The organism is Rhodosalinus halophilus (assembly GCF_003298775.1).
GTDB lineage: Bacteria > Pseudomonadota > Alphaproteobacteria > Rhodobacterales > Rhodobacteraceae > Rhodosalinus > Rhodosalinus halophilus.
Genome location: NZ_QNTQ01000018.1, coordinates 22,342 through 34,920, shown reverse-complemented (window position 1 = coordinate 34,920; position 12,579 = coordinate 22,342). Strand labels below are relative to the sequence as shown.

The following is a 12,579-nucleotide window of genomic DNA, read 5'->3' as shown; positions in this document are numbered from 1 at the left end:
GCGGGATGGAGTTTCTCGCAGCGCCCCGCCCGATACGCTCCGTGCTGATCGCCAACCGCGGCGAGATCGCTTGCCGGATCATCGCGACCTGCCGGCGGCTCGGCCTGCGCACCGTGGCGGTCCATTCGGAGGCAGACACCGGCGCGCGGCACGTGCGCATGGCCGACGACGCCTGCCTGCTGGGCGGCGCGGCGCCGGCGGACAGCTATCTGAATATCGAGCGCATCGTCGCCGCCGCGCAGGCAAGCGGTGCCGACGCGGTGCATCCGGGCTATGGCTTCCTGTCCGAGAACGCCGGCTTCGTGCGGGCTGTCGAGGCGGCGGGGCTGATCTTCGTGGGGCCCACCGCCGAGGCGGTGGAGCGCATGGGCTCGAAGATCGCCGCCCGACGCATCGCGGAGGCAGCCGGCGTGCCGGTCGTGCCCGGCTTCGACGGGGCAGAGGCGACCGACGCGGAACTGGCCGAAGCGGCCGACCGCATCGGCTATCCGCTGCTGGTCAAGGCGAGCGCGGGCGGCGGCGGCCGGGGGATGCGCCGGGTGATGGCGGCCCGCGATCTCGCGCCCGCGATCCGCGCTGCGCGCGCAGAGGCCGCCTCGGCCTTCGGCGACGCCACGGTCTTCCTGGAAAAGCTGGTTCCCAGCCCCCGCCACCTCGAGGTGCAGGTGTTCGGGGACGGGACGGGCGGCGTGCTGCATCTCCACGAACGCGATTGCTCGGTGCAGCGCGCGCATCAGAAGATCATCGAGGAAGCGCCGGCGCCGAACCTGCCCGGGGATGTGCGCGAGACGCTCTTCGCCCATGCCACCGCGCTGGCCGCCGCGATCCGCTATCGCGGCGCCGGCACGGTCGAATTCGTGATGCAGGCCGGGGACGCGACCCCGTACTTCCTCGAGATGAACACCCGCCTGCAGGTCGAGCATCCGGTGACGGAGGCGATCTGCGGGGTGGACCTCGTCGAATGGCAGCTGCGTCAGGCCGCGGGCCTCCCGCTGCCGCTCGCGCAGGACCAGCTCGTGCCGCGCGGCCATGCCATCGAGGTCCGCGTCAATGCCGAGCGGCCCGAGGCCGGTTTCCTGCCCGACGCCGGACGGCTCGACGCCGTCGTGCCGCCGCCGGGGCTTCGCTTCGAGACCGGCGTGGAGACGGGCGACGCGGTGCCCAGCGACTACGACCCGATGATCGCCAAGGTCGTGGCCCACGCGCCGGACCGTGCTAGGGCGCTCGCGCGGTTGCGCGACGGCATCGACGCGACGGTGGTCGCGGGCGTCGGGACCAACCTCGGCTTCGCGCGCGACTGCCTTTCGGCGCCTGCATTCATGCGGGGCGAGGCGACCACGGGCTTTCTGGAGGAGTCCTTTCCGGACGGATGGCGCCCCGACCCCGAGGCACTGCTCCGGCTGCGCGGAGAAGCGGCGCGCGCGGCGCTTTCGGGCGGGGGCGATCCGCTCGCGCGCGCGGACGGCTTTCGCGTCGGCGCGCGCGCGGCGCCGGGCCGGGTGCCGCTCATGGTCGGGGACGAGCACGGGCTTGCGGAAATCACGCTGTCGCTCGGCGCGCCGGTTCAGGTGCAGCAGGGCGAGCGGTGCCAGGACCTAGGCGCCGAGCCGGTCTGGATCACGCGTGCGGGGGGCGTGATCCGCGCCGCGGCGCGGGGCCTCGCCATCGCGGCCACGGTGCGCCCGCTGGCCGAGGCGCGCATGGACACCCGGGCCGAAACGGGGGGCGAGGGTCGGATCGCGGCACCTCTGCCGGGGCGGGTTACCGAGGTGCTCGTGGCCGAAGGCGACCATGTGGAGGGGGGGGCCACGCTCGCCGTGATCGAGGCGATGAAGCTCGTCCATGCGCTGACGGCGCCCTTCGCGGGGCGCGTCGTGCGGATCGGCGTGACCGCCGGCGAGACGGTGCCCGCGCGCGCCCTGCTGATCGAACTCGAGAGGGAAAAGGAAGAGGCGTGATGGCTGGCTTGTGGTTCGAGGAATTCGACGAGGGCATGGTCTTCGACCATGAATGGACGCGCACGATCACGGAAGCCGACAACAGGTGGTTCTCGCTGCTGACGATGAATCCGCAGCCCGTGCATATCGACGCGCATGCGGCCGCGGAGTCCCCCTGGGGCAGGCCGCTCGTCAATTCGCTCTTCACGCTGGGCTGCATGGTGGGCATGACCGTCAACGACACCACCTTCGGCACGACGGTCGCGAACCTCGGCATGAGCGAGGTGAAGTTCCCCCACCCGCTGTTCGAGGGCGACACCATCCGCATGCGCACCACCGTCCTCGACAAGCGCGAAAGCGCCTCGCGCCCCGGCGAGGGGATCGTCACGCTGCGCCACGAATGCTTCAACCAGGACGGCGTGCTCTGCGGCGTCTGCGACCGCGCCGCGCTGATGCGCAAGCGCCCCGCCGATGCCTGAGCTGAGCGGCCTTCGCTGCCTCGTGGTCGGCGGCACCGCGGGGATCGGCCTGGCCGCAGCAGAGGCCATGCGCGCGGCGGGCGCCCAGGCGCTCACTGTGGCCGGGCGCTCGACCGAGCGCGGCGCGGAGGCGCTGACCCGGCTGGGTCCGGGCGCGCATTTCGTCGCCGGCGACGCGGGCCGGCCCGAAGACGCGCAGCGGATCGTCGCGGAGGCCGTCGAACGGATGGGCGGGCTCGACGTGCTGCTCTGCTGCGCGGCGGGCGATCCCATGCCGCGTCTTCTCAAGACCATTCCCGTCGGGGAACTCATGGGCGACATCTCCGGCGTGCTCGCACCGGTCGTCCTGCCGGCGCGCGCCGCCTACGGGCTGATGGCGGAGCATGGGCAGGGCGGCACGATCCTGCTGGTCGCGTCGGACGCGGGCAAGCTCGCCACGCCCGGAGAGGCCGCGATCGGGGCCGCCATGGCCGGGATCGCGATGTTCGCCCGGACGATGGCGATCGAGGGCAAGCGCGACGGCGTGCGGGTGAATTGCCTGACGCCCTCGATCGTGCGCGGCACGCCGCTCTACGATGCGCTGATGCAGGACTCCTTCGCCGGCAGGTTGTTCGGCAAGGCCGAGGCGCAGGCGCATCTGGGCGTGGTCGAACCGCAGGACGTGGCCCAGCTCGCGGTCTTCCTGGCCAGCCCGGCGGCCGCCCGGATCACCGGGCAGACGATATCGGTCACGGGCGGCATCTCGGCCATCTGAGGAACGGACGGCATGACCTGGCAGACCCCGCGGAGGCACGGATGAGGCTCAAACGGTCCTATCTCTTCGTGCCGGGCGACAGCGCCCGGAAGATGAAAAAGGCGATGGACTCGGGGGCCGATGCGCTGATCCTCGATCTCGAGGACGCCGTCGCGCCCGGGGCGAAGGAGGCGGCGCGCGCGGCGGTCGCCGGTTTCCTCTCCGCCCCCGCGCCCATGCCGCGCTACGTGCGGGTGAACGCGCTCGACACCGGCCTCGCGGAGGCGGACGTGGCGGCCGTGCGCGGGCGCGCGGACGGCTACGTCCTGCCCAAGTGCGAAGGTCCGGCGGATCTGGCGGACCTCTCCCGGCTCACCGGAGACGCGCCGGTCGTGGCGATCGCCACCGAGACGGTGAGCGCCGTGCGGTCGCTCCTGTCGCGCGACTGGACCCATCCGACGCTCGAGGGCCTCGCCTGGGGCGGCGAGGATCTCGCCGCCGATCTCGGCGCCTCCTCGAACAGGGACGCGCAGGGGCGCTACCGGACGCCGTTCCGTCTCGCCCGCGACGCCATGCTCTTCGCTGCCAAGGAGGCGGGTGTCGCGGCGATCGACGCGGTGTTCACCGACTTTCGCGACGCGCGCGGGCTGGAGGCCGAGGCCATGGAGGCCGAGGCGGTCGGCTTCACCGGCAAGCTCGCGATCCATCCGGCGCAGATCGCGCCCATTCACCGCGCCTTCACGCCGGGCGAGGACCGCGTCGCCTGGGCGCGCCGGGTGGTCGCCGCCGTGACGGCGGCCGAGGGAGGCGTGGCCACGCTGGACGGCCAGATGCTGGACAGGCCGCATCTCCGCCAGGCCAGGCTCCTCCTCGAACGCGCGAAGGCTGGCTGACCGGCCCGACCTCGCGAGAGCGGGTGGACCGGAGCGGTCGTCCGGCGCGATGATCGGAGTTGGCGCGTGAAAAGGAGCAGCCTCCCGGTTTCCCGGAGCGATCGCGCCCGGTTATGGGCGAAGGTGGCCCGCCGCAGCCGGCTGTTCGCTCTGCCGTGAAGCCCGGCGACTCGTCGCCGCCGATACGACGCCTGCTCCAGAGCAGTCGGGCGACGGCCTCGCCGATGCGCGACCGGAGCCTGCGGCTACCGGCCCAAAGGTTGCGGGACGCCTCGACGAATAGCCGTAGCGCTCGCAGGCTGGCTGAAGGTAATGTTCCACAAGGGCGCGCTCCCGTTCCGAGAATGTCTCTTTCCAGCGTCCGAAGGACGACGCTTCGAAGGAAACGCTGCCGTCGAAGCCCTCCGGGTCGATGCCCAGGAAGCGGCAGAGCTCGCCGCTCCGGTTTTCGAAATCGGACGTGAAACCCTCCAGGCGGACGGTCCGGAAGAAGCTGTCGGGCAAGCGCGCCTCGACGCTGGCGAGCTCGGCATAATGCCCGCGCAGTCGGTCGAGCGTGAGCTCGAGGTCGCGCGACGCCCATGATTTGCCCATGTAGGAGGCGGCCACATCTCGCGGATCCCTCACCATGTGCACCAGTTTCGCAGAAGGGTACATCTCGTGCAGGAACGCGGCGTAGCGGGCGTTGAGCGGGGAGTCGTCGCACCACCGCGCGGCGCCCGCCGCCTCCAGGGCTTTCGCGTTGAGCGCGGTCAGGAACTGCCGGGCCCAGTCGAGCAGCTTCGCCCTGTCCGTGGTGCTGGGAGAGTAGACCGGCTTCAGGAGACCTTCCGTATCGACGATACCGTGCGTGTCGGTTGCGCCGATCACCTTGCCCAGGAAGTCCGAAAGGCAGCGGTCATAGTGATCGAGCCCGTATCTCTCCCCATTTCCGACCAGCGAGAACGCGAGGAAAGGAAGCGCGCGGGCGGCTTTTGCCGGAGGAATTCTTTTCCCCGTCACCTTCATGATAGCCCGATTGGCCGCTCTGTAGGCCAGGTTCACCGGCGTGTTCCGGAAGCCGTAGCTCCGCAGGGTGTTCGCCCATTCGATGAAGTTGCGAATGGCGTTGTGGTTGCTCTTGTATTCGTATCCCGCCGACAGGTTGTCGATGAGCGACCGCAAGCCACCGTCTTCCACGATCAGCTTGTTTTCGTGGACAGGCGTCACGACCGACTGATGGGAGTTCAGGTATTTCCCCATGATCGTGGTGCCGGAGCGGCCGGTGCCCCCGACGAAGATGGGTGGGCAAGCATCAATCATTTGGCTCTTTGTCCGTTGCGCGTTGCAGTCACTTAGTTTGAAGTGGATAATTCATTTTCGATCTCGCGTGGGTCAGATTTCTTATCTTCCGAAGGGCATTTCTTGCCCTGCTCGGCCACCTTTTTCTCTCACGCCGAGCGGCTTTATTTGAATCCGACCACACACGAGCGAGAAAGTCTATCTGCTCCGAGGTAACTTGATACAGGCCTTCCGGCTGGGCGCCCTCCGTTAAGTCGAATGCATACTCATGACCCTCGGGCACATATTGGTTGACGAAGCGGGCTGATGGTTCCAGCCTGCTCTGCATGTCTTTTTGACATTGCAGCCCCGGGTACACAACTGCGTCTCCAATATTCTTCAGCTTGTGAAAATCCGGGTGCATTGCGAGGCGGGGCGCCTTGGCGCCGAGAAGCATATTCAATTCGCGTTGAAGCGCCAGTTCGATCGGGGACAGTGAGCGGTTTATAACTGGTGCGGTGAGTGCAGCGTGGTCCTTTTTTTCTATGCCGAGCCAGGAGTAGAATGTCTCCATCAAGTGTTTTCTTACGCTCTCGTACTTCCTGACAGTTACTTCTACGTCGGGGAGATGTTCTGCGTCGCTGAGCAGCCGAGCAACCCTTGTTGGGCCGCCGAAATTCTGAAACGTTTCTTCGAGCGTGCCGGTGTGCCGATGGATCTTTACGATTTGATTGTACCACGATACTGCATGGGGTATGGGGTCTCGAATCAGAACGAGCAGTCTCAGTTTCTGATATCCTGCGGCATTAGCCATTTCCAGCAAGCGGTTCAGGCCTACTCGGGCAAATGGTCGAGCCATTGAGTTGTTCAGCCCGGACAAGTCGCCCCCATCAATGATCTCGTCTAACAGCAGTTCTGAAGAGATGAGTGCGTCGTGATCTCTCGGAATGTTCTGCAGCGACCTCGGAAGGCTGGTTCGTTCGATCAGGAATGGACGTGTGGCGTTTGGTTGCCCGACAGATGGATTCTTTATCATGTCTTGGTCGTTTGGCCCGGGCGGATAGACGATCCCCCTTTGCCTCAAGAGCGCGCGATCTCTGAAGAGATTGGCCTGAATATAGCTCGAGCCGGTCTTCGTCTCGCCGATATGAAGATGAAGAGTTCTTGCGTGATGTTGTTTTACCATGGCATCAATACTTCGTTTGCTCTGCAAAGGATGCGTAATCGCGAATATAGTCCGCCTCATCGTAGGGCTGCGAAGCGAGGACCATGCAGACGGCGCCCTGGCTGAAGGCGTCCATCTCGCGCCAGATCATGCGGTTGATGTAGAGGCCGGTGCGTGGGTCTCGGAGCCAGAATTCGCGGCGCTCGCGGCCGTCGTCCACGGTGATGCGGAAGCTGCCCGACAGCGCGAAGATGACCTGTTCGAGCTCCCGGTGCGCGTGGCCGCCGCGCTCGGAATCGACGGGGACGTTGTAGAGGTAATAGACCCGGCGGATCTGGAACGGCACGTGGTTGCCGCCCTCGACGAAGGTGAGATCCCCCCGCGGGTCGCTGACGACGGGCAGGCCGATCAGGCGAACGCTGCCCATTGGGGAAGAGAGGCTGTCGGCGGTCATCCGGTTTCGGCGGCGGACTGCACGACCGACAGATGCTTCGATCGGTCCGCGAGGAAGCGGTCGCGCGGGTAGGTGAAATAGACGTTCTCGTCGTCCGCGCCGGTTTCGGTGGCGCCGAAGCGGCGATGGAAAGCGAGCGTCCTGGCGTTGTCCCGGCGCACATCGAAGACCGCGCGCGCCTTTCCGAACTTCAGGAAGCCGATATCGTAGATCAGGACGGCGCTCTCCAGCGCGGCCTTGGGCGGCTTGTTGGCATCGAGGATCCAGCTGCCCCAGGTGAAGCGATCGCCCTCGATGTCGTAAAGCCGCACCGTGCCGCAGGGCGTCCCGTCGCGCCGCTCGATGATGTAATAGGCCTCGCGGCCTTCGGCCTCGCGCTGCTTGTAAGCGTCGATCCAGGCGCGCTGATCCGCGACCGTGCCGGTGACGGGCGATAGATGCGCGTTGTAGCGCGGATTCTGCCGGAGCTGCAGGACATAGCCGGCGTCGTCCGGGGTGACGAGGCGAAGGCCGAGGCTGACACTTTCGAGGCGGCTCCGTTGGAGTGCGATCATGGCGCCCCCACGCTTTCCCGGTGACGCCGCGATCGTCGCTCGTTCTTGGTTAACAAAGGATTAAGTCGAGCCCGCCGCAAGGCTTCTGCCGCCATGGAGCGCAAGCCTCGCGCCTCTCACGCACTCGCTGGCGGGGCCGGACGCGTCTATGAGATCTGAGGCGCCCACGGGCGCAGGGGCGAGGGCCGGCGCCAAGCTGTGCTGTCCCGGTCACACGCGGCGCTCCGCCGCATGCGCGCGCGCTTGATCCGAATCGCCGCCAGGTGCAAGCGCTGCACTCATAGCTGCCATGAATTTCCGGAAAAGTGCGAAGGAGCCGGAAGGCCGTGAGTGGCGGCTGAATTTCCGGCTCCTTCGGTTCGTCCTTCGTAGGGGGTTCGGGCAGTAGGCCACGTCGCGCGCCATCGGGCAAGACGATTCGCGCGCGGGCCGGCAGGCGGGCCGCTTCCTGCCGCATCCGTAAGCGCGCATGCAATCGGGGCATCCGGATCCCCGCCGCGCGCGCCCGGCCGGCCGCACGGCTCTGCGGCGCGACGGCCGGGACCTAACCTACCCCCCAAGGATCGCCCATCGCTGCATCGGCGCGCGAGCGCCATGCTGACCGCCGAACGCTGGCTTGACGTGGATCCAGCTCGCAGGTCGCAGTACGGCCGCTGACCCGAAGCTATTGCAACATCGAGACTTGTGAGCGCCATGCAGAGCACATGACGCTGCTTTTGGAATCATTCGGTCACCGTCTCGTCGTCATGAGAGATCCATTGATCGTCGCTTGGGACTGTGCCACGCGAGTCGCGGCCCTCCAGGAACCGGATGGACCTTTGGTAGCGTTGGCGGGTATGCGCCGGCGTCGAGTCCGGGCGGTAGTGAGGGCACTCCGCCGCCGTATTGATACCGGTCTCGCGGCCTGTCTTGAAACACTTGATTGCATCGATTTCACCCAGCGCACCATGCCGGCAAAGGAGGCATGATTTCACTGCGATCCCCTGCTCGAAATATGCAGTCAGCGTCGCCTCGAAATACCTGCGTGCGTATTCCCATGGCGCGATCCAACCGTCTTCTTCGAGAAGCGAGAAATGGACTGTCGCTGATTGTTTCCTCTTTTTTGCGATCTCGTGGATCGGTGCATGGAGTACGAGCGTCTTGCCACTCCTGAAGACGAAAAAAGCAGAGGCGTGGAGGCCGCACGGACGCCGGCATTGCTCGTGCACCGGCGTCGGCTCCTTGAAGTTGAAATGCCGGGTCCCGTGGCCCGTCAGGTCGAGGCCATGGCGAAGTGCATGCAGATCTTCCTCGCTGGTGAGCGCGATCTCGACGATCCGCCGCCCGGCAGCGATCTTCTCCGGCTCGCATTCATGGGTGACCTGGATCTCGACGAGCATGAGCTCATCGCTCTTGCTGGAGGAGAGCAGAACGTCCGCCACGAACCCGTCGACGCCCCTCTCGATCTCCGCAACGTCGAACCATCGCGTGAGATCCAATGCGCGCGGCACGGCGCCGTCCGTGCACGTGACTCCGAGGTCCTTTTCATAACGGCCGCAGATCCTCGGAAACTCCACTTTCATTGGGTAGGGCCGTCCAGTCTCGATCGCCTGCCGAAAGGCGTCGCGCACGGTGCGTTTGCCGAGGTCATGCAAATACGTCTCGAAAGAACACAACGGCGGCCGTTCCCCGCGGTGCTTGAAGTGGCGCGCGCGGACCCTGCTGAGGGCCGGTATCAGTTCGCTACCGCAGCCCGGGCAAGCGTACGGCCCGAGGGCATGGCGATCGGAGGGATCGACGTTGGCGATGTCGACGACTGCGTCGTCCTTGCCGATCGCGTATCTCAAGCTCGCGCCGCCACGGTCGATCCTCTCCTCGGACATGCCGAACCGATAGCACAACCGAACAGCTTGATGCACCCGGTTGGCCGGATTGATCTGGTCTCCGAAAATTGGTTGGTTGGCGCCGATGCATGCGGCTGCACGACAAGCGCGGCAAGAAGTGCATGGACGTTCGAGGGTGGTCCGCGGCGTTTTCGCGAGGATCAAGAGCTGTCACCGACCGTTCGGCCTGCGCGGCGAGGATGGCGAAACTGCACGACCCGGCCTCCATCGGGGAACCCGCTGGTTTGAAGGAACGTAGCAAATTGTTCGGCTTTACAGCATTACAGAGCGTAAACAGCACCGATTATTCGCGCGATGCTCCCTGGCCCGAACGAGGATCTCGGATCCGCTGTGCCGGGTATCAGCTCTAACGCTTCGGCGTCCCGGCGATCCGGATGCCGGGGCGGTCCTCCGGCGTGCCGATGAACTCGATGCCGGCGTTCTCGAGCGTTCTACGCAGTGCTTTCAAATTGCCGCTACGGGATGGTGGGACGTCATCGTGGTCTTCGTAGCGAATGATCGTCCTTACCGACACGCCGGAGCGTTCGGCAAGATACTCGATCGACCAACCAAGCGCATTTCGCGCCGCTCGTAGTTGCGCGCCGGTTGCGGTCATCGCCAAAGTGGCATATTTTGTGCCATATGATCGAGTCGCACGGTCCTTCCTCACAATGGCGCGCCGAACTCCACCGCCTCGAGGGCGCCTATGCGCCGTCGACCATGCGCGGCTACCGCGCGGATGTCGAGGCTTTCGAGACCTGGTGCGTGGCGACCGGCAGGGAGCCCTTTCCGGCGAGTGTGGAGACGGTTTGCGCCTTTCTCGAGGCCCAGGGGCGCGACCGGGCCCCCTCGACGGTGCGGCGGCGCCTTTACGCGGTGCGCAAGATGCACCGGCTGCTGCGCCTGCCTGATCCCACGCACGACGAGGAGGTCAACCTAGCCCTGCGCCGGGTCCGTCGCGCGAAACCCATCCGCCCGAGGCAGGCGAAGGGCCTCACCCGCGACTATCTCGACCGCTTTCTCTCGGCCCAACCGGAGACGCCCTGGGGCCTGCGGAACCGCGCGATGCTGAGCCTCGGCTACGAGCTTCTGACGCGGCGGGCGGAACTCGTGGCGCTCCGGGTGGAGGATCTCGAGCCGCGCGGCGACGGGACGCTGCGTGTCCTCATCCGTCGCGCCAAGAACGACCCCTTCGGCCAGGGGCGGATCGCCTTCACCTCCGTGCGCACGGCGGCGCTCGTGGGTGACTGGCTCGACTGACGCGGCGCGCAGATCGCGCCGCTCTTCTGCCCCATCTACCAGGGCAAGCCGATCGACCGGGCGCTCTCCGTCGACACGGTGAAGCGCCTCGTCAAGGATGGCGCGCGCCGGGCCGGGTTCGACCCGCTGGAGGTGCGCGACTTCTCGGGCCATTCCATGCGGGTGGGTGCCGCGCAGGACCTGCTCTGCCGCGGCCACGACACCGCCGCCATCATGCGCGCCGGCGGCTGGAAATCCGTCAACGTGCTGGCGCGCTACCTGGAGCTTGCCGAGCACAACGTCTGGGCCTGAGTCGCGGTCCCGCCATCGCGGGGGCGGGCGCGGACCTGGTGGCGCGTATGGGCGCGCCTGCACTTCGCCGGACCGCGCCGGCAGGGCAGGGGCCTTGCCACCGCGGCGGGAAGGTGGTCCGATCCCGCAAGAGACCGACAGGGGAGCGGCAGGAATGTCTGAGACGAGCGAGCGCGCGACGATCCCGGCGCGCAAGGGCCGGGCCGTGCGCCTCTCGGCCGGTCAGGCGATCGAGATCGTCAACACCCACGGCACGCAGGTCGTCGACACCTGGGCCTTCAACGCCGAGGATCTGACGGAATTCCTCTCGAACGAGCACATGCGCGCCACGCTCGGCAGGCTCTGGCCTGCCGAGGGCGACGCGCTGATCACCAACCGGCGCCGGCCCATCCTCGTCATGGAGCGCGACACCTCGCCGGGCCGGCACGACACGCTGATCGCCGCCTGCGACGACTACCGCTACGGGCTTCTCGGCTGCACGGAGTACCACGACAACTGCACCGACAATCTCTTCGCCGCGATGCGGAGCATCGGGCTACGGATCGACGACTGCCCGAGCCCGCTGAACCTGTGGATGAACATCCCCGTGGCGCCCGACGGAAGCACGGGCTGGGGCGAGCCGCTCTCGCGGCCGGGCGATATCGTCGTGCTGCGCGCGCAGATGGATTGCGTCGTGGCGATGTCGGCCTGCCCGCAGGACATACTGCCGATCAACGGCGCGGCACGCGCGCCGACGGAGGCGCACTACCGCGTTCTGCCGGTCGAAGCTTGAGGCGCGCGGGGAGGTCGTTCGGCTGGCGAGCGTAGATCAGTCCACGATGAAGACCCTTGCGCCCTTCGGTGAAAGAACGAGGTGGGCAGCATCGCCATTATCGGAGACGCAGAAGCCCTGCATCTCCGTCATAGTGAACTGTCTGTCATCCCGCAGCCGTATGACCACCTCTCCCTCGAGGACCAGGAAGACATGGCCGAGGTCGCACCAGTGATCGGCAACATACCCCGGAGAATACTCCACAAGACGGGTGCGCAGGCCGTTGCTTTCGTGGGTTTGCCAACGGGAGGTGCCTTCCGCGCCCGGATGATCCTCGACCGGACAGACGGACCAGTCCACTGCGGCGAAGGCGAGTTCAGGCAGATGCATCGCGTCTCTCCCGCGTCTCCGCACCGGCGGGATCCATTGCGCGGGAGGTCAGAAGCTGCGGCCCATCCGCGATCTTGCGGGCCAGTCTGAAGAACGTCTCGCGTTCGGCCTCGTCGAGCGGCGCGAACAATTCCTCCTGCCGCTCCAGCGAGGTGGCGCGGATCTCGGCGAGGATCTCCGCGCCCTTGTCGGTGATGTAGAGGCGCTTTTCGCGCGCGTCCGTGGGCGAGGTCTCCTGCCGGATGAGACCGCGCGCGTCGAGCAGCGACGCCGCGCGGCTGATCGTGTTCTGCGGGCGGGGGAAGAGTTGCTTGATCTCCTTGGCGCGGATCCCGGGGAACATGGATATCGCGAAAAGCGTCGACCAGGCGTGCACCGGCATGCCGTAGACCTTCTCGATGTAGCGGTTGGTTACCGCGTTGTTGCCGAGAACGACGTAACTGACCAGCATCAGGTGCCGCAGTTCTGTCTCGAAGATGCTGTCCAGCATGTCCCGCGTCTGCATGCCTGTTTGCTAACCCTCCCTACCGGCAGCGGTCCAGTCGCTCCG

At 66.7% G+C, this 12,579-nt stretch carries 15 protein-coding genes; 7 read left to right on the top strand and 8 right to left on the bottom strand.

Going from position 1 to position 12,579, the window contains the following annotated elements; genetic code table 11:
* Window positions 1-5 precede the first annotated feature (5 nt).
* The 4 genes from DRV85_RS16120 to DRV85_RS16105 are packed head-to-tail and all read left to right on the top strand — an operon-like array spanning window position 6 to window position 4,042.
* Window positions 6-1,958 (top strand): ATP-binding protein, encoded by a 1,953-nt coding sequence (locus DRV85_RS16120; RefSeq protein ID WP_113290509.1) that lies wholly within the window; start codon window positions 6-8, stop codon window positions 1,956-1,958.
* A complete protein-coding gene (locus DRV85_RS16115; RefSeq protein ID WP_113290508.1) occupies window positions 1,958-2,416 on the top strand; it encodes a MaoC family dehydratase in 459 nt (152 codons plus the stop codon). Before DRV85_RS16120 ends, DRV85_RS16115 begins: the two co-directional genes overlap by 1 nt.
* Window positions 2,409-3,170: an SDR family NAD(P)-dependent oxidoreductase gene (locus DRV85_RS16110; protein WP_113290507.1), complete on the top strand. Its 762-nt coding sequence runs from the start codon at window positions 2,409-2,411 to the stop codon at window positions 3,168-3,170. The genes DRV85_RS16115 and DRV85_RS16110 overlap by 8 nt, the downstream gene beginning before the upstream one ends.
* Before the next feature lie 41 nt (window positions 3,171-3,211).
* Entirely contained in the window at window positions 3,212-4,042 is an 831-nt protein-coding gene (locus tag DRV85_RS16105; protein ID WP_113290506.1) for an HpcH/HpaI aldolase/citrate lyase family protein, read from the top strand.
* Between the two features lie 111 nt (window positions 4,043-4,153).
* On the opposite strand, the gene DRV85_RS16100 is transcribed toward DRV85_RS16105, so the two are convergent.
* From DRV85_RS16100 to DRV85_RS16080, 6 genes are all read right to left on the bottom strand, one after another.
* The gene (locus DRV85_RS16100) at window positions 4,154-5,344 is read right to left on the bottom strand and encodes a sulfotransferase family protein (protein WP_113290505.1); all 1,191 of its coding nucleotides are present in this window, start codon (window positions 5,342-5,344) and stop codon (window positions 4,154-4,156) included.
* A 28-nt stretch (window positions 5,345-5,372) separates the two neighbouring features.
* Window positions 5,373-6,488 (bottom strand): hypothetical protein, encoded by a 1,116-nt coding sequence (locus DRV85_RS19075; protein ID WP_147238873.1) that lies wholly within the window; start codon window positions 6,486-6,488, stop codon window positions 5,373-5,375.
* Window positions 6,489-6,492: 4 nt separating this feature from the next.
* On the bottom strand, window positions 6,493-6,921 hold the full coding sequence (locus DRV85_RS16095; RefSeq protein WP_113290504.1) for a sugar 3,4-ketoisomerase: 429 nt from the start codon (window positions 6,919-6,921) through the stop codon (window positions 6,493-6,495).
* The gene (locus DRV85_RS16090; RefSeq protein WP_113290503.1) at window positions 6,918-7,475 is read right to left on the bottom strand and encodes a GNAT family N-acetyltransferase; all 558 of its coding nucleotides are present in this window, start codon (window positions 7,473-7,475) and stop codon (window positions 6,918-6,920) included. The genes DRV85_RS16095 and DRV85_RS16090 overlap by 4 nt, the downstream gene beginning before the upstream one ends.
* 722 nt (window positions 7,476-8,197) lie before the next feature.
* Window positions 8,198-9,301: a competence protein CoiA family protein gene (locus DRV85_RS16085; RefSeq protein ID WP_233495558.1), complete on the bottom strand. Its 1,104-nt coding sequence runs from the start codon at window positions 9,299-9,301 to the stop codon at window positions 8,198-8,200.
* A 403-nt stretch (window positions 9,302-9,704) separates the two neighbouring features.
* Window positions 9,705-9,953, bottom strand: a complete 249-nt coding sequence (locus tag DRV85_RS16080) for a helix-turn-helix domain-containing protein (protein ID WP_113290501.1) — start codon at window positions 9,951-9,953, stop codon at window positions 9,705-9,707.
* 26 nt (window positions 9,954-9,979) lie between these two features.
* Between DRV85_RS16080 and DRV85_RS16075 the strand changes: the two genes are divergently transcribed.
* From DRV85_RS16075 to DRV85_RS16065, 3 genes are all read left to right on the top strand, one after another.
* The gene (locus tag DRV85_RS16075) at window positions 9,980-10,597 is read left to right on the top strand and encodes a tyrosine-type recombinase/integrase (protein ID WP_113290500.1); all 618 of its coding nucleotides are present in this window, start codon (window positions 9,980-9,982) and stop codon (window positions 10,595-10,597) included.
* A gap of 12 nt (window positions 10,598-10,609) precedes the next feature.
* Window positions 10,610-10,888: a tyrosine-type recombinase/integrase gene (locus DRV85_RS16070; RefSeq protein WP_113290499.1), complete on the top strand. Its 279-nt coding sequence runs from the start codon at window positions 10,610-10,612 to the stop codon at window positions 10,886-10,888.
* A 154-nt stretch (window positions 10,889-11,042) separates the two neighbouring features.
* Window positions 11,043-11,660 (top strand): DUF1989 domain-containing protein, encoded by a 618-nt coding sequence (locus DRV85_RS16065; RefSeq protein WP_113290498.1) that lies wholly within the window; start codon window positions 11,043-11,045, stop codon window positions 11,658-11,660.
* A 36-nt stretch (window positions 11,661-11,696) separates the two neighbouring features.
* On the opposite strand, the gene DRV85_RS16060 is transcribed toward DRV85_RS16065, so the two are convergent.
* Both DRV85_RS16060 and DRV85_RS16055 read right to left on the bottom strand, forming a co-directional pair.
* Complete coding sequence (locus tag DRV85_RS16060) at window positions 11,697-12,029, bottom strand: DHCW motif cupin fold protein (protein ID WP_113290497.1); 333 nt, start codon at window positions 12,027-12,029, stop codon at window positions 11,697-11,699.
* On the bottom strand, window positions 12,016-12,534 hold the full coding sequence (locus tag DRV85_RS16055; RefSeq protein ID WP_233495557.1) for a MarR family winged helix-turn-helix transcriptional regulator: 519 nt from the start codon (window positions 12,532-12,534) through the stop codon (window positions 12,016-12,018). The genes DRV85_RS16060 and DRV85_RS16055 overlap by 14 nt, the downstream gene beginning before the upstream one ends.
* Window positions 12,535-12,579: the final 45 nt, after the last annotated feature.